Annotated in this window: 22 protein-coding genes; 9 read left to right on the forward strand and 13 right to left on the reverse strand. The window is 63.1% G+C overall.

Annotated elements, in window-relative coordinates; all coding sequences use genetic code 11:
• Positions 1-35: 35 nt before the first annotated feature.
• The 9 genes from AC0L20_RS03155 to AC0L20_RS03195 form a co-directional block, all read right to left on the reverse strand.
• The gene (locus AC0L20_RS03155) at positions 36-1,073 is read right to left on the reverse strand and encodes an isocitrate/isopropylmalate dehydrogenase family protein (protein WP_473287381.1); all 1,038 of its coding nucleotides are present in this window, start codon (positions 1,071-1,073) and stop codon (positions 36-38) included.
• A 63-nt stretch (positions 1,074-1,136) separates the two neighbouring features.
• A complete protein-coding gene (locus AC0L20_RS03160) occupies positions 1,137-2,459 on the reverse strand; it encodes an MFS transporter (protein ID WP_473287382.1) in 1,323 nt (440 codons plus the stop codon).
• Positions 2,460-2,494: 35 nt separating this feature from the next.
• Positions 2,495-3,292 (reverse strand): substrate-binding domain-containing protein, encoded by a 798-nt coding sequence (locus AC0L20_RS03165; protein WP_473287471.1) that lies wholly within the window; start codon positions 3,290-3,292, stop codon positions 2,495-2,497.
• A 77-nt stretch (positions 3,293-3,369) separates the two neighbouring features.
• A complete protein-coding gene (gene tcuC, locus AC0L20_RS03170; protein ID WP_473287383.1) occupies positions 3,370-4,677 on the reverse strand; it encodes a tricarballylate/proton symporter TcuC in 1,308 nt (435 codons plus the stop codon).
• Between the two features lie 276 nt (positions 4,678-4,953).
• Complete coding sequence (locus AC0L20_RS03175) at positions 4,954-6,030, reverse strand: ABC transporter substrate-binding protein (protein WP_473287384.1); 1,077 nt, start codon at positions 6,028-6,030, stop codon at positions 4,954-4,956.
• An 87-nt stretch (positions 6,031-6,117) separates the two neighbouring features.
• The gene (locus tag AC0L20_RS03180) at positions 6,118-7,539 is read right to left on the reverse strand and encodes a sensor histidine kinase (RefSeq protein ID WP_473287385.1); all 1,422 of its coding nucleotides are present in this window, start codon (positions 7,537-7,539) and stop codon (positions 6,118-6,120) included.
• Positions 7,539-8,201, reverse strand: a complete 663-nt coding sequence (locus AC0L20_RS03185) for a response regulator (RefSeq protein ID WP_473287386.1) — start codon at positions 8,199-8,201, stop codon at positions 7,539-7,541. The genes AC0L20_RS03180 and AC0L20_RS03185 overlap by 1 nt, the downstream gene beginning before the upstream one ends.
• Positions 8,202-8,452: 251 nt before the next feature.
• On the reverse strand, positions 8,453-9,862 hold the full coding sequence (gene hydA, locus AC0L20_RS03190; protein WP_473287387.1) for a dihydropyrimidinase: 1,410 nt from the start codon (positions 9,860-9,862) through the stop codon (positions 8,453-8,455).
• An 11-nt stretch (positions 9,863-9,873) separates the two neighbouring features.
• Positions 9,874-10,614 carry a maleate cis-trans isomerase family protein gene (locus AC0L20_RS03195; protein ID WP_473287388.1) on the reverse strand — a complete coding sequence of 247 codons (741 nt, stop codon included), beginning with the start codon at positions 10,612-10,614 and terminating at the stop codon, positions 9,874-9,876.
• Between the two features lie 205 nt (positions 10,615-10,819).
• On the opposite strand from AC0L20_RS03195, the gene AC0L20_RS03200 reads away from it, so the two are divergent.
• Together AC0L20_RS03200 and AC0L20_RS03205 are read left to right on the forward strand one after the other, a co-directional pair.
• Positions 10,820-11,530, forward strand: a complete 711-nt coding sequence (locus AC0L20_RS03200; RefSeq protein ID WP_473287389.1) for a GntR family transcriptional regulator — start codon at positions 10,820-10,822, stop codon at positions 11,528-11,530.
• A 2-nt stretch (positions 11,531-11,532) separates the two neighbouring features.
• On the forward strand, positions 11,533-12,282 hold the full coding sequence (locus AC0L20_RS03205) for an aspartate/glutamate racemase family protein (protein WP_473287390.1): 750 nt from the start codon (positions 11,533-11,535) through the stop codon (positions 12,280-12,282).
• Here AC0L20_RS03205 and AC0L20_RS03210 read toward each other — a convergent pair.
• Positions 12,279-13,670, reverse strand: coding sequence for an amidase (locus AC0L20_RS03210; protein ID WP_473287391.1), 1,392 nt, complete (start codon positions 13,668-13,670; stop codon positions 12,279-12,281). The genes AC0L20_RS03205 and AC0L20_RS03210 overlap by 4 nt on opposite strands.
• 88 nt (positions 13,671-13,758) lie before the next feature.
• Here AC0L20_RS03210 and AC0L20_RS03215 point away from each other — a divergent pair, with 88 nt between their 5' ends.
• From AC0L20_RS03215 to AC0L20_RS03230, 4 genes are read left to right on the forward strand one after another with little or no spacing between them, the layout of a single operon-like run.
• Complete coding sequence (locus AC0L20_RS03215; protein ID WP_473287392.1) at positions 13,759-14,853, forward strand: ABC transporter ATP-binding protein; 1,095 nt, start codon at positions 13,759-13,761, stop codon at positions 14,851-14,853.
• A gap of 30 nt (positions 14,854-14,883) precedes the next feature.
• On the forward strand, positions 14,884-15,930 hold the full coding sequence (locus AC0L20_RS03220) for an ABC transporter substrate-binding protein (protein ID WP_008138281.1): 1,047 nt from the start codon (positions 14,884-14,886) through the stop codon (positions 15,928-15,930).
• A gap of 19 nt (positions 15,931-15,949) precedes the next feature.
• Positions 15,950-16,813 (forward strand): ABC transporter permease, encoded by an 864-nt coding sequence (locus AC0L20_RS03225; protein ID WP_473287393.1) that lies wholly within the window; start codon positions 15,950-15,952, stop codon positions 16,811-16,813.
• Positions 16,813-17,628 carry an ABC transporter permease gene (locus AC0L20_RS03230; RefSeq protein ID WP_473287394.1) on the forward strand — a complete coding sequence of 272 codons (816 nt, stop codon included), beginning with the start codon at positions 16,813-16,815 and terminating at the stop codon, positions 17,626-17,628. The genes AC0L20_RS03225 and AC0L20_RS03230 overlap by 1 nt, the downstream gene beginning before the upstream one ends.
• Here AC0L20_RS03230 and AC0L20_RS03235 read toward each other — a convergent pair whose 3' ends face one another.
• Positions 17,629-17,964, reverse strand: coding sequence for a hydroxyisourate hydrolase (locus tag AC0L20_RS03235; protein ID WP_473287395.1), 336 nt, complete (start codon positions 17,962-17,964; stop codon positions 17,629-17,631). It abuts the gene before it with no gap.
• A 26-nt stretch (positions 17,965-17,990) separates the two neighbouring features.
• Here AC0L20_RS03235 and AC0L20_RS03240 point away from each other — a divergent pair, with 26 nt between their 5' ends.
• From AC0L20_RS03240 to AC0L20_RS03250, 3 genes are all read left to right on the forward strand, one after another.
• The gene (locus AC0L20_RS03240) at positions 17,991-19,187 is read left to right on the forward strand and encodes an MFS transporter (protein ID WP_473287396.1); all 1,197 of its coding nucleotides are present in this window, start codon (positions 17,991-17,993) and stop codon (positions 19,185-19,187) included.
• On the forward strand, positions 19,168-20,535 hold the full coding sequence (locus tag AC0L20_RS03245; protein WP_473287397.1) for an amidase: 1,368 nt from the start codon (positions 19,168-19,170) through the stop codon (positions 20,533-20,535). Before AC0L20_RS03240 ends, AC0L20_RS03245 begins: the two co-directional genes overlap by 20 nt.
• 102 nt (positions 20,536-20,637) lie before the next feature.
• Positions 20,638-22,332, forward strand: coding sequence for an MASE4 domain-containing protein (locus AC0L20_RS03250; protein WP_473287398.1), 1,695 nt, complete (start codon positions 20,638-20,640; stop codon positions 22,330-22,332).
• A gap of 114 nt (positions 22,333-22,446) precedes the next feature.
• Here AC0L20_RS03250 and AC0L20_RS03255 read toward each other — a convergent pair whose 3' ends face one another.
• Together AC0L20_RS03255 and AC0L20_RS03260 are read right to left on the reverse strand one after the other, a co-directional pair.
• Entirely contained in the window at positions 22,447-23,364 is a 918-nt protein-coding gene (locus AC0L20_RS03255; protein ID WP_473287399.1) for a DUF2950 domain-containing protein, read from the reverse strand.
• Positions 23,361-24,989 carry a DUF3300 domain-containing protein gene (locus AC0L20_RS03260; RefSeq protein ID WP_473287472.1) on the reverse strand — a complete coding sequence of 543 codons (1,629 nt, stop codon included), beginning with the start codon at positions 24,987-24,989 and terminating at the stop codon, positions 23,361-23,363. The genes AC0L20_RS03255 and AC0L20_RS03260 overlap by 4 nt, the downstream gene beginning before the upstream one ends.
• Positions 24,990-25,028 lie beyond the last annotated feature (39 nt).

The following is a 25,028-nucleotide window of genomic DNA, read 5'->3' on the forward strand; positions in this document are numbered from 1 at the left end:
CGTGCTCAAGCGAGGACGGCTCTCCCGGTTGCCGGTTATCCCAACCGACGAATGATGCTTTGGGTGAAATCGGTGGTGGATGCTTTACCCCCAAGATCCGGAGTACGAACTCCGTCCTTCCGTAAAACCTGATCAATCGCCGTTCTGAGACGGTTCGCAAGATCAGGCTGATCAATGTGCTCCAGCATCAGCCCGACCGCCAGCAGCAAAGCGAGCGGATTGGCGATTCCCTTGCCGGCGATATCCGGCGCCGAGCCGTGCACGGCCTCGAAGATGGCCGCATCCGGTCCAATGTTGGCACCGGGAGCCATGCCGAGACCGCCGACCAACCCGGCGAGCTGATCGGACAGAATGTCGCCGAACAAATTGGTGGTGACGATGACGTCGAACTGCCAGGGATTCATGACGAGCTGCATCGCCGTGGCATCGACGATGCGATCGTCCATTTTGACCCTGCCCTCGTACTTCTTTGCAACCTCGTGACCAACCTCGAGAAAGATGCCGGTCAGCGCCTTCAGCACGTTGGCCTTATGTACGACGGTCACCTTCTTGCGACCGTTTTTGAGCGCGTAGTGGAATGCGAATTCGATGATCTTGCGCGATCCTTCGCGGGTGTTGACCCCGGTCGAAATGGCGACCGCGTGCGGATCGTCGCCAATCGGGATGTAGTGTTCGAAAGCGACATAGAGGCCGCCGAGGTTCTCTCGCACCAGCACGATATCGATTTCGTCGAATCGTCCTCCGGGAACCATGCTGCGAACCGGCCGCAAATTGGCGTAAAGGCCGAACTCCTCGCGCAGACGAACATTGATCGACCGGAATCCTCCCCCCACCGGCGTCGTTAGCGGGCCCTTCAGGGCAAGCCGCGTGCGCCGGATGCTGTCCAGCGTCGCCTGCGGCAGCGGATCACGGCTTTCCTCGATCGCGGCCAGGCCACCCTGCTGGATGTCCCATTCGAACGGAGAGCCGAGCGCTTCGAGAATGTCGACGGCCGATTTCACGATCTCGGGGCCGATACCATCGCCTGGAATGAGCGTAGCGGGCCGCTTCTGCAGTGATCTAGCTGTGGTCATCGCAAATCCCCATGAATGAAACGGCGTTTTCAGCCGGCGTCCTTCGAAACGTTGGCCCCGCGTTCAATGGACCGGCTCCTGCACGGTCGCGGCGTGGCGTTGTGGATTTCGGCTGAGCGCCAGCACCATGATGCACCCCGCACCGGAAAGAGCGGCAAGCGGGAGCAGCCCCAGTGAGTAGCTGCCGGTAGCGTCCTTGATCACGCCAAGAAGATAGCTCCCCAGAAATCCGCCGATGTTTCCGATCGCGTTGACCTGGGCGATCGCAGCGGCGGCAACGCCAGCCGACATCCATTCCGTGGCAAGGGCCCAGAACGGCCCCTTGACGATGTAGGTGGCCGTGACCGAGACACACAGCAACAGAACGACCGGAAGCAGCGCGCTGGTGAATGGAGCTACCGAAAGGCTGATCGCCAATAGCAGCAGCGGAATCGCTGTATGCCAGGTTCGCTCGCGCGTGCGATCCGAATTCCGGCCCCAGAGCACCATCAGCACCGACGCAATTCCGAACGGGATGGAATTGACCAATCCGGTTTCCATGTTGCTCAGGCCGAACGACTTGATGATCTGGGGCTGCCACAGCGAAAGAACCTGGCTCGAGCCGGACGCGCCGGCATAGATCAGCGAGGCGGCGAGAACATATTTGTTCGACACGACCTGCCAAAGCGACAAATGCCCCGCGGCCTTTTTCGGCGAAGAAGTGTCGGCGGCCAGTCGATTGGCCAGCCAGTTGCGCTGCGCATCGGTGAGCCATCGCGCATTGGCAGGCCCGTTGGGCAGCACGAAGAACGAGGCTATACCGAGAAGTACCGCAGGTACCGCCTCCAGCACGAACATCCACTGCCAGCCGTGATAGCCGAGATATCCCTCAAGCTGCAGCAACGAGGCGGAAATCGGCGAGCCGAGGAAACTCGAGATCGGAATCGCAACCATGAAGACCGCGACGATCCGGCCGCGGTATTCGGCGGGAAACCAATAGGTCAAGTAGAGAATGACGCCCGGAAAGAACCCTGCCTCGGCAGCCCCCAGGAGCATCCGCACGAGATAAAACGAGTTGGGCCCAACCACCAGCGCCATGCATGCGGCGACGATGCCCCATGTGATCATGATCCGCGCGATCCAGAGCCGAGCTCCCACCTTCTCCATCGCCAGATTGCTCGGCACCTCGCAAAGGACATAGGTGATGTAGAACAGCCCGCCTCCGAGGCCGAACGCGGCCGACGAGAGGCCGATATCCTGGTTCATTTGTAGCGCGGCGAAACCGGCGTTGACGCGGTCGACGAACGCGATGAAGTAACAGACCATCAGGAAGGGAATGATGCGGAACGTCACCTTCCGCATTGTTTCCTTTTCCATGCGCGATGGCTGCGCAGCAGTTGAAGTCATGACGTCCTCTCGCCTCCCGCAGATCTGAAGCCGGTCTATTTTTCCGATGCCGCAAAGGGATCGAGACCCGCTTTTTTCAAGGTTGGAGCGGCTGCAGCTGAAGCGAGGAAGGCAATGAGAGCCCGTCCGGCTTCCGGCTGACTGGCACTGGAGGTTATGCCTGCAGAAAAGATCGTGATTTTCTGGACGTCTGGCGGGAGCGGCCCGACAAGGTCGGCTCCAGCGATCGGCAGAAGTTCGCTGATCTGTTGAAAGCCGAGTTCGGCATCACCGCGAGCAACAACACTCGCGACCGGCTCGGCCGGAATCATTTTGGCCTTGTCCTTCATCTCGGCGGCAATCCCGAGACGCTTGAACAGCTCGGTGCCGACATAGACGCCGCTGGCGCTATCGGAGTAGGCAACCGACTTCGCGTTCAACAGTGCCTGTTTCAATGCATCAGGCGTACCGATGTCAGGCTTTGGCGTGCCGGCGCGTACCGCGATCCCGATCGGCGAGCGTACCAGGTCGACCCGGCTGGTTCCGACCGCCCTGCCCTGCTCGATCATTTCGCCAAGCGCGTCGCCAACCATGATGAGCACGTCCGCTGCCTCGCCGCGTGCCAGTCGCACGGGGATGGCATTCTCCGTCCTACCCATCGAAGGGCCATAGGCCGTGACGACCGTGTTTCCCGTCGCGCGTTCAAATTGCGGTACGAGCTCCTTATAAGGCGTCGCCAAGCCTCCCGAGATCATGACCCTGACCTCGGACGCCCCGGCTAGTCCCGCCGCGGCCGTCAAAACAATCAGCAAGCTCAGCGCAACTAGCCTGCGCACGACGATCGTCACGCTCATCGGCAATTTCCTTCGATGCAGTTGGTCGGGGACTGTGCTTGCTCGATGACGATCGACGTCATCGAGCACTTTGGTGGTCACGTCCCTATCACTGTCTCGGCCGAATTGGCCCCGGATAGCGCGCGTCGTTCCTGCGGCCTGTAAACGAGGTACGTCCCGGCCAGACCACAGAGTGCTGCCGCGCTCATCCAATATCCCGGCGACGCATTGTCACCAGTGGCAGCGATCAGCCAGGTGCAGATCGCTGCCGTAAACCCACCGAACGTCGTTGCCAGACTATAGGCGAGGGAGAATCCCGACGTTCGTACACCCACCGGCATGACTTCGGTCAATGCGACGATCATCGCGCCGTTGTAGCTGGCGTAGATGAAAGACAACCAAAGCAGGACGGTCAACATCTTCGGGAACGTCGGGCCTGCGGCCAACCAGGAAAGCGCGGGATATGCAGTCAGAAATGCCAAAGTCGAAAAGGCGATGAGGATCGGCCGACGACCAATCCGATCGGACAACGAGCCCATGATGGGAAGCCAGATGAAGTTCGATATTCCCACGCAAATCGTCACGATCAGGCCATCGCCCGCGGTCAGCTTGAGGACCGATTTGCCGAACGTCGGCGTGTAGACGGTAATGAGGTAGAACGACACCGTGGTCATGATCACCATCATCATCCCGGCAAGAACAATGCTCCAGTTTGCGAGGATGGAGCGATAGATCTCGCGGGGTGTCGGATGATGCTTCCGCGCCAGGAATTCATCGGTTTCCTGCAGCGAGCGTCGAATGAAAAATACGAAAGGAACGATCAGGCAGCCGATGAAGAACGGAATGCGCCAGCCCCAATCGTCAAGCTGCGCCGGTGCAAGCCAGGCATTCAGAGCGAATCCCAGCGAGGCCGAGACAATGATCGCGACTTGTTGACTTGCCGATTGCCAGCTGGCGTAAAAACCCTTCTTTCCCGGTGTGGCCATTTCCGAGAGATAGACGGAAACACCACCAAGCTCGACGCCAGCCGAGAAGCCCTGCAGCAGGCGTCCAATCAAGACGAGAATCGGGGCCAATATGCCAATGGTTGCGTAACTTGGCACGAACGCGATGAGCACCGTCCCGGCAGCCATGATGGACAATGTAACGATCAGGCCTTGGCGCCGGCCGATCCGATCCACGTAGGCGCCGAGGATGATGGCGCCGAGCGGACGCATCAGAAAGCCTGCGCCAAACGCGACAAAGGTCAGCAGCAGTGACGCGTATTCATTTTCCAGCGGGAAGAATGCTTTGGCGATGTACGACGCGTAGACGCCTGACAGAAAGAAATCGAACATCTCAAGAAAGTTGCCACTGGTGACGCGGAGCACCATGCCAAGCTTCGACTGTCCGGTGGTAGCCGTCATGCCGTCCTCCCTTTTATCGTTTGTGATTCTTTGTCTTGTTCACCCGTCTGGCAGGTGTTGCAAACTTGATCGCGGCCGGATTGACCGATACGCGAGGCGCTATCGTTCAAGCTAGGCTGCCTCACCGTATATCAGCTGCCTGTCATCAACCTGTCGCTGATGCACCCTGCAGGAAAATCTGGTCGAAGTCGGAGTGAAGACGGTGCGCTTGGCGAGCCGGCAGATATGGGGTTTCTCTCGGATGTTATTCCGTTCGAAATCCAAATCCGTGGATCTCTATCGATCCTGCAATGCGCGGCGCCACTCTTTGAGAAAGCTCGCTCGTTTTGCTTGATCGAGATAGGTGAGCAATTCCGCACCAATATGGATCGGCTTGACCGCGTTGCTGCGATCCGCAGGTATGACACCTTCTGCACCGAGGCCGAGGCGCACAGGACCGACCGATCGGGCCAGGAGAAACTTCTGACCGCGTTCCGAAAGCAAGTAATCGAGGAACAGTTTCGCGGATTCCGGGTGCGGCGCGGTGACCGGTATGAAGGCTATGCGCGACATCAACGTGATGTAGTCGGCAGGAAACACTATTCCGATTGAGGCATCTTCCTTGGCCCGTTCGATCGCGTAAGACCCTATCATATTGTAGGCGATCAGATGTTCGCCAGATGAAATCCGATCCAGTACCGTTCCGGTGGTCGAATAAAGCTTGATGCCGGCGCTGCCAAACGCGCGGACCATATCCCAGGTCGTCCTGGTGATTCCGGCATCACGCGTGATGAACAGGAATCCGGTCCCGCTCTGCTCCGGGTCATAGGTTGCGATCTTGCCCCGATAGGTATCAGGCTTTCGGGTTAGAAGGCTCTTCAGATCGGCGCGGGTTCGGGGAACGTCGGACTCCGCAACGAGGTTCTTGTTATAAACAATGACAATCGGCTCCGCCGTGATGGCATAGGCTTCGTCTTTCCAGATTGCCCAATCCGGGATATGCGCAATTTCCTTCGACACATAGGGTTGGGCATAGCCGTCATTGACGAGCTTAATCTGCAGATCCATCGCGGAGCTCCAGACAATGTCTCCGGGTGCTGCGCTGGAGGTCGAGGGATCCACGACTTGATTGTAGATGTCGTTGGAATTGATCTTTGTATGGACGATCTCGATGTCCGGATGACTTGCCCGGAAATCGGCAAGCAAGTCGGCGACGTCCGCGTCCTGGGTTGTCGATACGATGTTGAGTTGCTCTCGAACTCCGGCGATAGCGGATGCTTGCTCCTTGGGAGGACTTACTTGCGCCTGCTCCGACATGGCAGGCCATGCGAGCAAGACTCCAACGCACAAGACCAAGGCTTTGGCAGCCCCCATCGGGACGCTTCCTCATCGATGATCCGCTTTGCGGACCTCAGTTTGTTCGGGACTGCAGCCACTTGTACGGCAGCGCACAATCCGGCCTCAACTTGAGCTTTCACCATCACGCTTGGCAAGAGGAAAGCTCACGGAAACCCGCAGGCCCCGGCCTTCCGGGCCAGGTGCAAGCACGATTTGAGCTCCGAGACGGTCCGACAAGGCTTTCACGATGGCCAGTCCAAGGCCGCTACCCTCAGGGCCGTTTGCCATCGGAATCCGATAAAAACGTTCGAAGACACGGGCCAGATGGGCCTCCGGAATTCCCGGACCGGTATCCTCGACTTCAATTCGCGCGGTCGTGGCGTCGGCAACCGCGCGAACCAGGACCATCCCCCCGGGGCGGTTGTAGCGGATGGCATTGTCAATCAGGTTTGCCAGCAATTCGCCAATCAGGACGGTATTACCGGCGATAACCGCCGGACCGTCAGATCGATCGAACTGGACGTCGATATCGCGCGCGAAAGCCTGTGGGGCACGCTCCGACAGGACATTGAAGGCGACCTCGTTCAGGTCAACGCTCTCGGCGGCCGGCTGCGCAATGTTCTGCTCGTCGGCCCGAGCCAGTGTCACGAGCTGCCCGAGCAGCCGTTCAAGACGGTTGATGGCGTTATCGACCTCGTTGAGAGCAGATTGGCCCGCCGGCGTCTCCGACCCCAGGCGTCGCACCAGATCGAGATGCGTCCGCAATATCGCCAACGGCGTTCGCATCTGATGCGAGGCATCGGCGGTGAATCGGCGCACCAGTCCAATGGCCAGATCCAGCCGCTGTAGCAGGGAATTTACCGCGAGCGCCGGTGCTAAAGCTTCCCGCGGCACCCGGGAAAGGTCGAGCGGACTGAGATTTGGACCGCCCTGAATACCGCGCGCGTCGATTTCTTGCTTGAGTTCGCCAAGCGGCCTCAGGCCTCGATCGACCGCGTACCAGCCGAGGCAAGCGATGAGGCTAATCAACCCGGCCTCGAGCATCGCTAGTCCGATCAGCATTTCACGTTCGACGACGCGGCGCGCCTGCACCGTTTCGGCCACTGCGACGAGGACCAGCCCTGGCCTGCCGTAGACCTGCCGCGCCTGCGCGCCGATACGAACCGTCTTGCCGCGATACGCACCATCGCGATGGCCGGTTTCGCCAGCCTTCAATCGATCGAAGCCGGCCAATGGAAGATCCTTGTACCCGGTGATCAATTCGCCGAGGTAAGTCACGCTGTAGTAAATGCTATCGTGCGACTGGCTTTCCAGCATGCCGAGCGCAACCTGCGGCAAGTCGACGGTCAGTTCGCCATCTTCCACGCCGACGCGTTCGGCGATGGCGAGAACCGACCCATCGAGCAACCGGTCATGGACTGTCTGGACAACGCGCTGGATCAGCAACATACCGCCGATTCCAAGCACGATCGCCAATACAATGGCGGGCGCCACCAGATTGGTGAGGAGCGTTCGCCTCAACGACGGCCGCCAGGTGGCGATCACTATACCTCCAGCAGATACCCTAGCCCGCGGACGGTGCGGATCCGCGGCCCGTCGGGACCGAGTTTCTGGCGAACGCGACCAACATAGAGTTCCGCCGCGTTAGGCGCTACCGCCTCGTCGAAGCCAAATACCTCCGCGATCAGACGCTCCTTGGACACGACTTTGCCGGCGCGGGTCATCAGCACTTCCAACACGGCAAACTCGCGCCGTCGCAACTCAAGCGGCCGGCCGCTCAGCGTAATCGTGCCCGCGGCGCGGTCGTACGCGAGCGGGCCGCAGATCAAGGTCGGATTGGGCAGCCCCTGCCCCCTTCTCACGAGCGCACGGACGCGGGCATCAAACTCGGCGATATCAAACGGCTTGGAGAGGTAATCGTCGGCGCCGAGATCGAGCCCGCTGACCTTGTCGCCGACCGTATAACGGGCAGTCAGAATCATGACCGGAACGGTCGACCCGGCTTGCCGTATCTTGTGCAGGACTCCGAAACCCGACACGTTCGGCAAGTTGATGTCCAGGATGATGAGGCTGTAGGGTTCCAGCAACGCGGTCTGCGCCGCCGAAGCCCCGTCAGCCTCGATATCGACGGCGAACCCGGACAGCTTGAGCCGCTCGGCAAGGCCCCGCGCCATGGCGGCATCGTCCTCGACAATCAGAATCCTCACTGAACAAGCCCTTGCGTTCGCACCACCCGTGCGAGGGAGACGTCACCGTGAGGCTAGAAGGACAGTATCGAAAGATCAAATCGGAGCTTCCTCGCGGATACTAGGTCCTGGCGCAGACAGAAGGTATCCGTCGAACACCTCGATCGGCAGCCCACCCCGGGTTCTTTTCCGACTTCAGCATGACCGGACTTGAGACAGCCATCGCGCCCGCGCACGCGCGGCACAGTTGAGCAGCAATGTGTTGAGCTCGATCAGATCAGGCTCGACCTGCCGCGGCTGAGAATGTCGCCTGCACCTTTGGCGCCGACGATCCTGCCGTGTTCGTACACCACCCGACCACGGGCGATCGTCGTTACCGGCCATCCCGTGACGTCGAAGCCTTCCCATGGCGTGTAATCCGAACCATGATGCAGATCGGCCTGCCGAATAGGTTTCTTCAATTTGGGGTCCCACAGCACGATATCGGCATCGAAGCCGACGCCGATCGAGCCCTTGCGCGGATAGAGGCCGTAGATGCGCGCATGGTTGGTCGCGGTTAGCTCGACGAATTTTTGCAGGCTGATTCGTCCCTTCGACACGCCCTCGGAGAACAGGATCGGCAGCCGGGTCTCGACACCCGGAATGCCGTTCGGCACCCAGCGGAACGAGGTACGGCCGTTCGGCGTCAGCTTTCCCTTGGGATCGTCGTAGCGGAACGGGCAGTGATCGGACGAGAAGGTCTGGAACACGCCTGACGTGATGCCCTCCCAGATCGCCTGCTGGCTTTCGGCATCGCGCGGCGGCGGCGAGCAGACATATTTCGCGCCCGACATGTCCATGTTCAGGCCCTTCATGTCGTCGGCCGTCAGCGTGATGTATTGCGGGCAGGTCTCGGCATGAACAGGCAATCCGCGCTGCTGGGCCCAGCGCACCTGCTCCATCGCCTCGCGCCCGGAGACATGCACGATCATGATGGGAACGCCGATCACCTCGGCATGACTGATGGCACGATGCGTGGCTTCGCGCTCGACCGCCTGTGGCCGCGACACGCCGTGATAATAGGGCGCGATATGGCCCTCGCGTTCCAGCCTGTTGGTCAGGAAGCGGATGGCGTCGTAGCCTTCGCAATGGACCATCACCAGCGCTTCCTCGCGGCGCGCGACCTCGAAGACCTCGAGCAGCTGCTGGTCGCTGAGCACGAGGTCATCATAGGTCATGAACACCTTGAACGAGGTGTAGCCGTCCTTGACCAGCGCCGCCAGCTCCTGCCCGAGCACGACCGCGGTCGGATCGGAGATGATGAGATGGAACGCCGCGTCGATATAGCACTCGCCTTCGGCGAGCTTGCGGTAGTTCTCGACGCAGGCCCGCAGCGACGTGCCTTTCTCCTGAAGCGCAAACGGGAGGACCATGGTGTTGCCGCCGGCGGCTGCCGAACGGGTCGCCGAGGCGAAGTCGTCGGCCATCACCACGTCGGGGCCGGAGGCCTGCGAGATGTGGACATGGCTATCGATCCCGCCCGGCAGCGCCAGCAGCCCGGCCGCGTCGATCTCGCGGGCAGCACCCTCGATATGATCAGCAATGCTGACGATGCGGCCGTCGCGAATGCCGATATCGGCGCGAAACTCGTCGCTGGCCGTCACGATGGTGCCGCCGCGAATGGCGAGGTCGAGCTGCGTCACAGGAGTCTCCATCACTTGATGACCGCCGATGTCTGGAAGATCCGGCCCCAATCGGCAAGAGCTCCGATGTCGCCGCCCGCGAGCTCCAGGGTTCGCCACAGCGTGACCGCGACCGAATCGAGCACCGCGACATTCAATTCCCGTTCGAGCGAGGCCGCCAGCGCGGCGCCATCGAGGTTGGTGCAGAGGATGACGACAGCATCAGCGCCGTCAGCCGCCACCGCGCGGATCATGCCAGCAATCGTCGCAGGCGCCACCTCGCCGAAAGAGAAATTGTCGCGCAGTCCGAGGTGCCGCTCCGCGTGCGGGGCGATCCCCTCCTCGGCCCAGACGTCACCGATACGCCGCTGCACGTCGTCGGTATAGGGCGATACGAGACCAACGCGCTTGGCGCCGAGCGCACGCGCGGCATCGATGCAGGCAAGCGTCGACGTTGTCGCGGGCACGCCGGCGCGCCCCGTGATTGCCTCGCAAAGGCTCCGGTCTCGGCTGATGCCGAGCCAGCTTGCGGACGTGCCGTTCCAGGCGATGGCATCGACTTTCGCGTCGGCGAGCAGGTCCGCCGCCGGCAGCATCACCGAGGCATCGAACTGGTTCAGCGCCGCGGCGTCGAGCGCGATCTCGGTGACCCGGAAGCGCGAGAAATGCGCGGTGACGCCATCAATGTCGGCGAGCATCGCGCTGGTGACGGGCTCCAGCACCGAATTGGAGGAGGGCGTGATCATGCCGAGGCGTTTGCGCATAATTGACATCGATCGCAGTCGCTCCGTTGCGGCGAAAGCGCTCCTCCGCTTCCTCAAAAGATCATCCGCGTCCGCATCCGTCCACGCAACCCGCAATCTGCATGCTGCATACAATTTATTCGATATGCATGTGTTTTGAGCCACATACGTCTTCTATTTGGGCACCTCATACGAAGGAAATTGGTTACGATCGCACGTCAGCAGGAAGGTCGGCGTGCAGCAGAAATCCGAACCGGTTACGGGCCGAAAGTCGCCCAAACTCAAGCGGATGGGTCTGCACGAGCGCGCCGCCGCGCGGATGCGGACGATGATCATTCGCGGCGAGCTGCCGCCGGGATCGCAGACCCAGGAAACCAGGCTGTCGAAGGAGCTCGGCGTGTCGCGCACGCCGCTGCGCGAGGCGATGAAGGTGCTGGCAGCGGAGGGATTGATCGAACTGCGCCCCAACCGCAGCCCGCGCATCGCGGGCCTCGCGGTCGACGGCATCTCGGAATTGTTCGAGGCGCTGGCCGGCATCGAGCGGCTGGCCGCCGAGCTCGCCGCGGAGCGCGCCACCGTGCGCGATCTCGCCCGCCTGCGCACGCTCCAGACCCGCATGGAAGGTCATCATCGCAACGGCAAGCTCGACGAGTACTTCGCCATCAACGGCGAGATCCACAACACCATCGTCCGCATGGCGCGCAACACGCCGTTGCGGGAAGCGCACGAGACGCTGATCTCCCGCGCCGAACGCGCGCGTTACCTCGCGCTCGGCGCCGACCGCCGCTGGAGCAATTCGGTCGACGAGCACGCCGGCATCCTTGCCGCGATCGAGGCGCGCGATAGCGAAACCGCAGGACGCCTGCTCGGCGCCCATGTCCGGCGCACCGGCACCGCCCTGCTCGAAGTGATCGGCACCTCTCAAGCCAAGCAGACGGCGGCGTAATCATGAAGCTGCTGCTGCTCAACCCGAACACCAGCACCGCTGTCACCCAGTTGATGACGGATGTCGGGCAGCGCGCGGCTGCGCCCGGGACCGAGCTGATCCCCTGCACCGCGACCCGCGGCGTGCCCTATATCTCGACGCGCACCGAGGCACAGATCGGCGGCGCTATCGCACTGGAAATGCTGGCCGAGCAGCACCGCAAGGTCGACGCAGCGATCATCGCCGCCTTCGGCGATCCCGGCCTGTTCGCCGCGCGCGAAACCTTCGACATTCCTGTGGTCGGCATGGCGGAAGCGGCGATGCTGACCGCCTGCATGGCCGGGCGCCGCTTCGCAATCGTCACCTTCGCCCAGGCGCTCGGCCCCTGGTACGAGGAATGCGTCCGCGCCCACGGGCTGTGGGAGCGCTGCGCCGGTATCCGCATGCTCGATACGCCGTTCCAGGCGATCTCGGAGGTCGGCACCGAGAAGGAAGATGTGCTTGTCGGACTTGCTCAGCGTGCGATCGTCGAGAACGACGCCGATGTTTTGATTTTCGCGGGCGCGCCACTTTCGGGCCTTGCCGAGCGCGTCGCCGAACGGATCCCCGTTCCTGTCGTCGATCAGGTCGTCGCCGCAGTGAAGCAAGCGGAGGCGCTGGTGGCGCTACGCCTGCGCAAGGCAACTGCAGGCACGTACCGCCGCCCCGCCGCCAAACCCACCCTTGGCCTTGCCGATGCGCTCGCCGCCCGGCTCGAACATCGCGACAACTAGGGGAGCTTCGGCCAGCGATGCGAAAAACCCAGTTCGTTCTCGATGGCACGGCCGAAGGCAAACAGGCGGGATTCGCATCCCGGTGGCGCAATGATCTGGATGCCGAACGGCAGCTCGCTCTCCTCTCGCGGCGCCGGCAGGGTCAGCACCGGGAAACCGACCAGCGATACGATGAAGGTGATGGCGAGATAGTCGATCGGCGTCTCCAGTGCTGCGCCATCGATCGCGGTGACGTCGCTGATCTCATTCGACCAAGGGAAAACGGACGCCGCCGGCGCGACCAGGAAATCGACGTGGCTGAACAGCTCGCGAAAGCTGCGGTAGATGTCGGTGCGGCGCCGTTCGGCGTTGAGATAGTCCTCCGCGGCGAGCTTTGCGCCCGCCTCGATGTTCCAGATCACGGTGGGCGTGAGCTCGGCGCGGCGCGTCCTCAGCAGCTCGCCATAACTGTTGGCGATGTGCGCGGCGCGCAGCGTCCGAAATGTCTCGATCGCACCGCCGCAATCGGGCGCGGACGGCACCACATCGGCAACACCCGCGAGCGCCTCGCAGGCCGCGGCGAAACGCGCACGGACGTCGCGCGCAACGGGCGCGACACCGAAATCGGGCGTCACTGCGATCCGGGGACGTGCTGCAACCGGCCGCTCGTCATTGACGACGCCCATCGAGAGCGGGTCATGCACATCGCCTCCCGCACAGATCGACAGCGCAAGTTCGAGATCGTCGACGCCGCGGGCCAGAAAACCTTGGGAGGCCAGCATGTCCCAGCCGAGCGGGCGGCGCGGCGATGGAATGCGGCCGGCCGTCGGCCGGATCGAGGCGACATCGCAGAAGCTCGCAGGCGTGCGCACCGAGCCGCCGAAATCGGTGCCGTGCGCCAGTGGCACCATGCCGGCCGCGACCGCGACAGCGGAGCCGCCGGACGAACCGCCCGAGGTCAGCGCGGAATCGAACGGATTGCGAGTCGGCCCGCACAATTTGTTGGTGCAGACCGCACCGAAGCCGAATTCCGGCGTGTTGGTCTTGCCCAGGATGATCGCGCCGGCACGCCGCAGCCGCGCGACCACGAGATCGTCCTCGGCCGGGACGTGATCACGAAACAGAACCGACCCATAGGTGGTCGCGAGCCCCGCCGTGTCCGTGAGGTCCTTGATCCCTACGGGCACACCGTGCAGCGGACCGAATGGCGCGGGCGCGGCATCGCAGATTTCCGCGGCACGGTGGGCGCCCTCCGCATCGACAGTCATAAATGCCGCCAATTGCACGTCTCGGTGCGCAATCCGTTCGAGATGCGCCTCGACAACCTCGCGCGACGACAGCTCGCCCTTCGCAATGGCGCATGCAAGGGTTGTGGCGGTGAGGTCGCAAACCGATCGATCCGATGTCATCGCCCCACCATGCCAAACCTCGCATCGAAAGGCGAGCGCGGCGGGCACAAGACTTGCTTTCTGCTTTGGGCCAACGGGAGGCAGCATCATGGCTGAAGTGCAAGGCGGCCGATCGCTCGTCGTCGACGCCGTCACCCACCGCTATCCGAGCGGCGCGCTCGCGGTCGAGAACATCAATCTCGACATCAAGGGCGGCGAGATCATCGCCCTGCTCGGCCCCTCCGGCTGCGGCAAGACCACCCTGCTGCGCATCATCGCCGGCTTCATCGCGCAGACGCAGGGACGGATCATCATCGGCGACGACGTCGTCGATGCGCTGCCGCCGAACCGCCGCGCCGTCGGCATCGTGTTCCAGAACTACGCGCTGTTTCCTCATCTTAGCATCAGCGAGAATGTCGCTTACGGGCTTGCCGCGCGCGGCATCGACAAGGCAACCCGCCAGCGCGAAGCGCAACGCCTGCTGGATCTGGTGCAGCTGCCGACCATGTCGGAACGACTGCCACGGCAGCTCTCCGGCGGCCAGCAGCAGCGCGTGGCGCTCGCTCGCGCGCTGGCGATCAAGCCGTCGATCCTGCTGCTCGACGAGCCCTTTGCCGCGCTCGACAAGAATTTGCGGCTCGACATGCAGATCGAGGTCAAGCGGCTCCAGCGCGTCTCCGGCATCACCACATTGATCGTGACCCATGACCAGGAAGAAGCGCTGTCGATGGCCGACCGCGTCGCGGTGCTGAGCCACGGCAAGCTCGAGCAGTTCGGATCGCCGTCCGACGTCTATGACCGGCCGCAGACGCTGTTCGTGAACACCTTCGTCGGCGCCAGCAACCGCATGCCCGGCGTGGTCGTCTCGGCGGACCGGACGGCAGCAAAAGTCCGTCTCGATGCCGGCGCTGAGATCATTGCGCGGCCGGCGGGTGGCGCGCTTGCCGAGGGCGGCCGCGTCACCGTCTGTATCCGACCCGAGCATCTGCAATTCGTCGGCGACGAGACCGGCTTTGCGGGCGTGGTCGGCATGTCGCTGCCGCTCGGGGCCACGGTCGTGCACGAGATCACCACCGCCGACGGCTCCGGCGTCAAGATCTCGCAGGCGCGCATCGGCGAGGCGCGCACGCTCGAGAGCGGCGCCGCGGTACGCCTCGCGCCGCTCGCCCCGTCGCTGGCCAACGCTTTTCCTGCAACGCTTTAAATTCAGCATTTGTCCAAAGGGAGTTCGACCATGATCATGAACCGCCGAAGCCTGATGACGACCGCACTCACACTCGGTGCCATGAAGGCGTTTCCCGGATTGAGCTATGCCCAGGCCCGCCCGCTGGTGTTTGCGACCTTCACCGGAAGCTGGGAGGAGGCGCACAAGGCCGTGCTGGTGCCGGCCTTCCGTAAGGCCAACGCGGACGCCGCGATGGTGCTCGACCCCATGCTCTCGGTTGACCAGATCGCCAAGGTGAACGCCGCCAAGGCCAATCCGCCGATCGACGTCATGCTGCACGATCCCGGCCCGGCCCTGGTCGCGATCGGCCAAGATCTGGTCGAGCCATACCCCGTCGAGAAGAGCGCCTATTACAAGGACCTGATCGCCGAGGCCCAGGAGCCGATGGGCCCTGCCCCGTTCTTTCAGGTCGTCGGCCTCACCTACAATCCGGAGGCCGTCAAGACGCCGCCGACATCGTGGGCCGATCTGTGGAAGCCCGAGTTCAAGGGCCGCGTCGGCATCACCAACCTCAACTCGACGCTCGGGACCGGATGGCTGGTCGAGATCGCAAAGATGCGCGGCGGCTCGGAGGCCAATGTCGATCCCGGCTTCAAGGCGATCGAGGAGCTGAAGCCCAATCTCGCTGCGGTGGCCGCCAATCCCGGCGCGCTCGCCACCCTGTTCCAGCAGGGCCAGATCGACATCTCGCCCGGCAATTTCAACGCCATCCAGATCCTGAAAGCGCGCGGCGTGCCGGTCGAGTTCGTGGCCCCGAAGGAAGGCGCCATCGCCTTCAAGACCACGATCCACATCGTCAAGAACTCGCCCAACCGCGAGCTCGCCTTCAAGCTGATCGAGGCGTCGTTGACGCCCGAGGTGCAGACCACGCTGATGAACCCGCCCTATCTGATCGTGCCGACCAATTCCAAGGTGACGATGGGCGGCGAGATTGCGCGCGTGCTCGCCAAGGACACCGCGGAGCTGAAGCAGAAATTCGTGTTCCAGGACTGGAAGAAGATCAACGAGCAGCGCTCGGCCTGGATCGAGCGTTTCAACCGCGAGATCAAGATCTAAGAGCTTTAGGGACCTGACGATGGGCGCAGCACCGGCACCACGGGACGTCACCTCCTACGGGATGGGATTGGCAGTGCCACTGGCGCTGTTCTTCCTGGTCTTCTTCGTGGCGCCGCTGCTGCAACTGCTCTGGCTCTCGCTCCACAACGACACGGCCGCGCTCCATTGGGGGCTCGGCCAATATTTGCACTTCCTCACCGACCCCTTCAGCCTCAGCGTGCTCGGCTCGACGCTGCTGCTGGGGGCGGAGGTGACTACCGTCTGCCTCGTGCTCGGCTTTCCCATCGCCTGGCTCTACCAACGGGTCGGGCCGCGGCTTCAGACCATCATCATCCTGATCGTGCTGCTACCGCTCCTGACCAGCGTCGTGGTGCGCACCTTCGCCTGGATCGTCATTCTCGGCCGCCAAGGCATTATCAACGCGACGCTGCAATCGCTTGGCATCATCAATACGCCCTTGAAGCTGCTCTACACCCAGTTCGGCGTGGTGATCGCGCTGGCGCAAGTGCAAATGCCGCTGATGACGTTGCCGCTGATCACCGCGCTCAACCGGATCGATTCCAATCTCGACGATGCCTCCTGCTCGCTCGGCGCCGGAAGCTGGCGCACCTTCTTCAAGATCGTGCTGCCGCTGTCGCTGCCCGGCGTGATCGCCGGCTGCACGCTGACCTATGCCGCCGCCATCACTGCTTTCATCACCCAGTCGCTGATCGGCGGCGGACAGATGCTGTTCATGCCGATGTATCTCTATCAGCAGGCCTCCACGCTGCAGAACTGGCCGTTTGCATCCGCGATCTCGATCATCTTCCTGCTCGCCGTGCTCGCGGTCGTCTCCGTCTTCACTACGCTGGGCCGCCTGTCGCGCGGCTATGGAGGCGCCTGATGAGCGGGCGCAAGCGTACCCTGGAGGCGTTCAGCTTCGAGCTGGTCATGACCGTGGTCGCGATCATCGCGCTGGTCATCATCATCGCGCCGTCGCTGGTGGTGCTGATCGTCTCCTTCACCAGCGGCTTCTCGCTGCGTTTCCCGCCGCCGGGCTATTCGCTGCGCTGGTACGCGGAGCTGTGGAACGCCTGGCAGTTGCACTTCGCCGCCAAGAACAGCCTCATTGTGGCGGTATGGGCGACGGGACTGTCAGTGGTGCTCGGCGTTGCCGCAGCGCTCGCGATCTCGCGCTCGCCGAAGCTGTCGGCGCGGCTGCTCGATTCCCTGTTCATGTCCCCTCTGGTGCTGCCGGCGCTGGCCTTCGGTCTCGCCGCGTTGATGCTGTTCTCGCTGGTCGGACTGCCGGTGTCGCCGCTGACATTGGTGATCGGCCATACCGTGGTGTGCGTGCCCTATGTCGTGCGCAACACGATTGCGGCGCTGGCCCAGCTCGAGCCGACCCTCCTGGAAAGTTCGGCCGTGCTGGGCGCCAGCCGCATCTACACGTTCCGCCGCATCGTGCTGCCGCTGATCCGGCCGGGCATCATCGCGGGCGCCTTCATCGCCTTCATGTCGTCGTTCGACAACGTCCCGGTGTCGCTATTCCTGCGCGATGCAGCAACCGACATGCTACCGATCCGGATGTGGCAGGACCTCGAGGGCAAGCTCGACGTCACCATCGCCGCGCTGTCGGGCGTGCTGATCATTGCGACCGTCGCGCTGGTCGCGATCATGGAGCGCGTCACGGGGTTGTCGCGGCGGCTGACCAACTGATCAGGCGCCGCGGAACAGCGAATAGCCCCAGCGCGTGAATTTCAGCGGCAGGTGAAAATGCTCGTCAACATTCTTGATGCGAAAGCGGAACGGCGTCACCGTGAGAAACCCGTCGCGCTCGCCAAAGAACTCGCCGAGATGAAACAGGACCTCGTACTCGCCTGTCGTCACGCCCGCGCCCTGCGCAACGGGATGATCGAGCACGCCGTTGGCAGCAAGCCGTCCGTCGGCGACGCGCAGCGAGTCCGGATCAATCCGCCAGATATCGACACGCAGACCCTGCGCCGGGCGTCCGCTCGCCACATCGACCGCGTGAATGGAAATGCCGCCTGCCACGATGTTCCTCCAATGAACGCAGCACCATGGTAGACGCAAACACGGCCGTTCGGCCAGCGCCCGCATTGTTGCCGGCGCTTGGCGCTATGACCTCGCTTCAGGCGCTGGTGGCGCTAGCTCTGTTCGCGCCGGGCGTGGTGGCACCGCGCGCCCATATCGAGGTCTGGCAGCTCTCGATGTTCTCCTGCGCCGTGTTCGCGGTCGGCATCCCCGCCTCGTTCTGGGGCGGCGGGTTCATCGTCCGTCTGGGCTCGCTGCGGATCGCGAGCCTCTGCGCGGCGGCGATCATCGCCAGCATGGCGCTGGCTTCCCTCGGCTCGACGGCGGCCCTGCTCGCAGCCGGCCTCTGTCTTGGCCTCGCCTTCGGACCGGAGACCCCCGCAAGCGCGGCGCTGCTGGCGCGGCTCGTGACGGCCGAGCGGCGCGCGTTCGTGTTCTCGGTTCGCCAGACCGGAAACCAGATCGGCGCGGTCTGCGGCTCGCTGGTTCTGCCCGTGATCGCAATCTCGCTGGGAGCGGCCTGGTGCTACGCAGTCGTCGGCGCCTGTGCGCTGCTGGCGACAGCATGGTTCGAGCGCCTGCGGCCGGCCTACGCCGTGAAGGTCGTTCCACTGCCAGAGCTTGGCCTTCGAACGCGGCTGGCACTGGTGACCGCGGACCGGCGCATCGCAATGCTGGCGCTGGCCTCGATGCCGTTCAGCGCGATGCAGGTGTCGCTCAATACGGTCTTCGTCACGCTCGGCACCCGCGAACTCGGCCTCAGCCATGTCGAGGCCGGCATGGCGCTTGCCTGCGCCCAGGCCGGCGGGCTAGTCGGCCGGCTCGGCTGGGGCCTCGTCGCAATGCGCCTCAACGCCTCACGCGGAGTTCTCGTCGTCATCGGCCTCGGCATGACTTTCTGCGCCGCGCTGCTCGGCCTCGACGGCGCATCGCTCGGACGGACGGGCCAGTTTGCGATTGCAACTCTGTTCGGCCTGACGGCCTCGGGCTGGAACGGTGTCTTCGTGGCCGAGATCGCACGCCTCGCCCCGCAGGACAGGATTGGCGAAACGACCGGCGCGGTGCTGACCGCATCCTATGCCGGCCTCTTGGCGGCGCCGGCGCTGGTGTCGCTCCTGGACGGCGCAGCCAGTCTCGGTGCCGCCTTCGTCGCCTTGGCGTGCCTCGCCCTCTGCGGCACATTGGCACTGATCTGGGGATGCCATGACAAAGGGAAAAAGTAGCGCGTGCGAGATTGCGGCCGACGTTTCTGCCGGTCGAACGAGTGCGGTCGAGACTGCCAAGGCCGCGCTTACGCGCATCGAGGCCGCCAAGGCGCTGAACGCGGTGGTGACGACCGCTCCCGCACGTACGCTTGCCGATGCCACAGCGGTCGACGATCGCTTGCGTGCCGGCGAGACGATGCCGCTCGCCGGTGTCCCCGTCATCGTCAAGGACAACATCTGGGTCGGCGACTGGCGTGTGACACAGGGCTCGCGCTTGTTCGCCGAATTCGTCGCACCGCGGGACGCGATTGCGATCGAGCGGCTGCGCAAGGCCGGCGCCGTCGTCGTCGGCATCGGCGCAACGTCAGAATTCGCCTGCAAGGGCGTGACAACCTCGCCGCTGTATGGGCCAACGCGGCATCCACTCGATCCCACCTTGACGCCCGGCGGCTCGTCGGGCGGCCCTGCTGCCGCGGTTGCGGCCGGCCTCGTGCCGCTGGCGATCGGCACCGATGCGGGCGGATCGAGCCGCAGGCCGCCGGCTCATGTCGGCATCGCCGGGTTCAAGCCGTCGTATGGCGCGATCCCCTATGGGCCCGGCTTCGCCGAACCGTTCTTCGGCCTCTCCGTCATCGCGCCGATCGCCACCGATATCGCCGATATCGCGTTGGCGTTCGAGGCGATGGCCGGTATCGATCCGCGCGACCCGGATTCAGCCCACATCGCTAAAGAGGCCAAAAACATCGCCGGTCTGCGCATCGCGTTCTCGCCACGCCTTGGGCTCGACGTCGCCGTCGATGATGTTGTCGCTCACGGGCTCGTTGTCGCCATCGCGCGTCTCTCCGCCGCAGGCCTCAGCATCGCGCAGCGCGATCCCGTCTGGCCGGCGGGCGCGACGGAAGAGGCCATCATGCCGCTTCAGCACGCCGGGCTCGCCGCACTCTATCGAGACGCGTTCCGCGAGAATCCGGCCGTCTTCGATCCTGACATCGCCAGGCAGATCGAGCGAGGGCTGTCGTGGTCGGGCGTCGACGTTACCGGTGCGCTGCTGGCAAGCGCCGCGATCGCCAATGCTTTCGCTGCATTCTTCACGGAGGTCGATCTGCTGCTGGCGCCAACCGTGCCCTGTGTCGCCTGGCCATTCACCCAGTCCGGACCCGACACGATCGGTGGCCGCGTGGCGAGTCCGCGCGCGCACGCGGCGTTAACTCCCTTTGTCAATCATGCCCGCCTGCCGGCGATTTCGATACCGTGCGGAACGGATCGGTGCGGACTTCCATTCGGTCTTCAGGTCATCGCCGCGCGCGGACAAGACCGCACGCTGCTTGAAGCGGCGCAAGAGATCGAGGCCATGTTGCGAACATAAGTCCGGCCGTCAGATGTCTCTTCCGAACACGCCGATCCCCCTTATGGGCTTTCAACGGGCGCGGGGACGAGTAAGATGCTGTCTCGTGGTCCCGGAGGCGGAATGAGCCAGCGCAAGTTCATGGGACTTGGCGGCGGTGCGACAGCATCAGGGCCGGGCATTGCGCGAGCGAGCCAGCGATCGGCCAATGCAGCCGCCGAGCCCCCGTACGATGATGAGCAAGAATTCCCATTGATCATCGCGAACATGCCCGCAACCCCTCGCCAAAAGGCCTGGGCGGTGGGTGTCGCCGTCTTGCTCATCGTCCTTGCAGCGGCCATCGCGCCGTTCGCCCGGATCCAGTTGGGCCAGATCAATGGTTTCGTTCCAGTATTGCAGACCGCGTTGGCCCTGGCCGAGTTTATCACGGCAGCCCTGCTGTTTGCTCAATTTGCGATCCAGCCCCAACGGGCACTTCTCGCACTCGCAAGTGGATACGTTTTCAGCGGATCGTTCGCATTCTTGCAAACGCTCGCCTTTCCGAACGGATACGCTACCGCAGGTGTCATTGGAAATGGACTGGATAGCCCCGCTTGGCTTTACGTGCTTTGGCACACGGCTTTTCCCGCGGCTATCCTGGTGTACGGATTCACAAAGGATCACTCCACCGCCGGCCGACCAGGCAGACCGGCAATAGCCGTGATCGTACTAGCCTTCGGCTGCATCGCTGCCACCGTGGCAGCACTGACGTGGATGGTGACTGCGAAAGCCGAATTTCTCCCTAGCTTCTACGTGAACGACGTCAGGCATCAGACGCCTCTCGGTAATCAAGTCAACCTGATACTTTTGCTTTGGAATGTGACTGCTCTCACCGTCCTGTTTGCGCGCATGCGCACCATTCTTGACCTTTGGCTGATGGTGACTTTGCTCGCCTACTTGCCGAACTTTCTGGTAGCGATCATCGGCAGCTCGGTTCGCTTCACCATCGGTTGGTACGCAGCACGCGGTTTCGTTCTGGTCGGCAGTTGCATGTTGCTGACCGTATTGCTCATCGAAACGATGTTTATCTATTCGCGCCTTGCCAGCGTCATTGCCCTGCAGCGACGCGAACGAGCGAACCGGCTTCTCAGCATCGACGCGGTCACTGGCGCGATCGCCCATGAGCTGAGATCGCCATTGGGGGCCATCTCGCTCAATGCTGCGACAGGGTTGAGTCACTTGCGAGCTGCCTCCCCTGAACTCGAGGAACTCGAGAACATCCTCTGTGACATCGAAGCCGACGGCGGTCGGGCGGCCGACATCATATCGAGCATTCGCGAGATGACAATCAAAACGGCGCGCGGCGGCGCTTCGGCAAACGTCGAGGACATCGCGGAGCTTACGCTGAGACTGTTGAAGCACGATCTCCTGGCCAATGGCGTATCAGTGACGATGGAGCTTCAGGGCAACATACCTCCAGTCGCACTGGACGGCACTGAGCTTCAGCAGATTGTCCTGAACCTCTGCAAAAACGCGATTGACGCAATGAGCTCTGTCCCCGCCGACCAACGAGAGCTCCGTCTGAAAACTGCCCTCGATGGTGGTACAGCGGTTCATTTGTCCGTCGAGGACTCGGGCACCGGCATCACACCGCGTCATCAAGAGCGCATCTTCGACCCTTTCTTTACGACGAAGCAAGGCGGTATGGGGTTGGGACTGGCCATCTCCTCCAACCTGGTCGCAAGGTGCGGAGGAAGGTTGAGGCTGGTCAAATCGGGTGTCAGGGGCTCCGTTTTCGAGTTGGAGATCCCAATCTCCGCTCCCACTTCGTCGCAATGAACACTACGAGACCGTCACGATCGTTCCGCCTTTCGCTCACTTCATAGAGATCATGATCGTGCTGAGGTTGGCGACCGATACGAGGGTGCCAGACGCACTATCTGCGTGCGTCGCTCAGGGTTTTGCACCATCGACCTTCTTCCAGGTCTGGTCCGGATCGAATGCAGTCATGCGGGAAACGAGAACCTTGGTCCGATAACCGAGATCCTTCTGGTAGATAACGCCCGCATGGTTGACCAGGAAGGTCATGACGCCGGAATTGCCGTACTCGGCAGGCCAGGCGACCAATGCAAAACCTCCGATCATCTTGCCCTTGACCACATAGTTGAGCGCGCCGCCTGGCGCGTTCGACCCCTGCCCCTTCAGGATCCGGAAATAATAGCCGTGATAGGGCGCCGCACCCTCCTCGGCCTTGTAGCCTTCAGCCGAAGCCTGCGCTGCCAATGCGCCGAGTGGGCTCTGGTCATTGTCGTCACGCCAGAACAACCCGTCCTTCTTGCCCGCGCTGCTGACGATGCGTTGTGCGTACACGCCGGCCCCTTCGCCGCGATCCTTGTCGGCGTAGTCGTTCTCGGCATCGACAAACGCGAGGCTGGTCTGAATCGCGTCGAGCTCATTGCGGCCGATGCGGCGATACAGCACTTCGATGCGGCCTTCGGCGGCATCGAATTCCCAGCCGGTCCTGGTGTTGACGAGCGGGATCGGGAACGGGAAGTCGTCCGGACCCAACATCAGCATTGCCTTCTTGTTACCCTCCGCCTTGATCGAATGCTTGGCGTCGTACATCGAGGTGAAGCGTTTCCGAATGTCGACGTCGGCGACCTCATCACCGGACGAGACGATGTCCTCGGCAGCGCTGCCGAGGACTTTCAGGATGGCCCGGTCCGGCCCGCTTTTGACGGCGGCAGCGAGCGCCGCTGCCGCATCCTCCGGTGTCGGATAAAACTGCTGCGCAAGGGATGGCGAGTTCAGGAGCGCCAGCGCCATGATGGCCGGCAACGCCGCACGATGAAGCGACTTCAGACCCATCATTGCGTCACCCCCGCAGGAATCCGCGCGCCGCTCTCGAGCCAATCGCGATAGGTACGGAATTTCAGACCGAGCTTTTCGTAATACACCCGGAGATAGCCGTCGGCTTCGCGGGTGACGGCTACCGGCTTCACTTCCTCGACTTCCTGCGCAATGACGCCGACATAGGCCTTGTCGCTGCCGATATAGCTGAAGCGGTAATAACCAAGGCCGCTTGCGAGATGGCCGAGCAGAACGACATCGTGCTTCAGTGCGATATCGGAACGCCGTCCACCGCCACCACCACCACCCCGGCCTCCGCCACCTCCACCCTGGAAGCCTCCGCCGCCGCCTCGGCCGGCGAAGCTCGCACCTCCGCCACCGCCGCCGCGCGGTCCCATGCTCGCCATGCTCGCCTGGCCACGGGCCGACGCTGCGGCCGCCGAGCGCCCCGACGACACGTTCAGCGCGCTTCCGCCACCACCGCGGTTCGCGGCCTTGGTGCCGCCGCCCTTGGCACCGCCCGCTTTAGGGCCAGCACTCTTTGCGCCGGCATTCTTGGCACCACCGCCTTTGGCCGCGCGATCGCCACCAGCTTTGGCACGATCGCCTCCCGCCTTGGCACGATCCCCCGCGCCTTGTCGGTCACCGCCTCGATCACCTGCGCGATCGCCGGCACGATCTCCCGCACCTGGCCGATCCTGTCCCGGCTTCTGCTGTCCGTCGCGGCCGCGGAAATCCATCCGGTCGGCGGCCCCGGCCTTCAGATTGCTATTGCCGAAGCGCTGCTGAACGTTGGCGTTGTTGTAGCGTACCCCTTGGCGATGCGAGGGATTGTGCTGCCAGCCATTTCCGATATTCGTGGTTCGGTGATTGATATAGACGTTGCGGTTGCCCCAGTTGCAGCCGCCGCCCCAATAATTGCCCCAGCGACCGATGGCCCAGGCCGTGCCGAAGGCGAGACCCGCCGCGACGACGCCTGCGCCGATGTAGGACGGGTAGCCGAAGTAATATGGTGGATACTCGGTGTAGGGCCACGCGCCGTAGACTGTCGCAGGCTCGTAATACGGCACATACATCGTATCGGGAACCGCCGGCTCAATCACGACCACCTGCCTGCTTTCCTCGGTCTTGACGCTCACCTTCTGCTGCTTGGTGGTCACCAGCTTCTTGTTGTCATAAGCCTTGGTCCGCAGCCGCTGGACCGCATCCATCACATCCGGCTGCTGTGCCAGCACGGCGTCGCCGAGCGCCTTGGTCCAGTCGAGCTTGTCGCTCATCATGGCCAAGACCTCAGCAGTCGAGGCCAGCGCCTTGATGCTGTCATCCCACGGCTGCTTCTCGACTTCAGTCTTCAGGACATCACCCTTCAGAGTCTTGCGCTCTTTCAGCCAGCGATCGGCTTGAACGACTTCCAGAGGATAGGTGGAAGCCGCGAGCACGTTGGCAAGCAACTCGTCGGGGTAGAGCGCAATCGGCGCGACCAGAGCTTCGAGCTGCTCCGGTTTCAGAAGCTCTGCGGCTTGCGCGGGGGGATTTGCCTGCTGCGGGCTGGAGGCGGGCGCCTTATCTGCGGTCTGCGCCGCCGCCGCCAGCGGAATCGCGATCACGAGCGCAAGCGCCATCAAGGTCCTGCCGCAGCAAAACATCAGATCCTCCATACACATGTTCCGGCGATCATCAGACCC

Source organism: Bradyrhizobium sp. Kon58 (assembly GCF_055807455.1).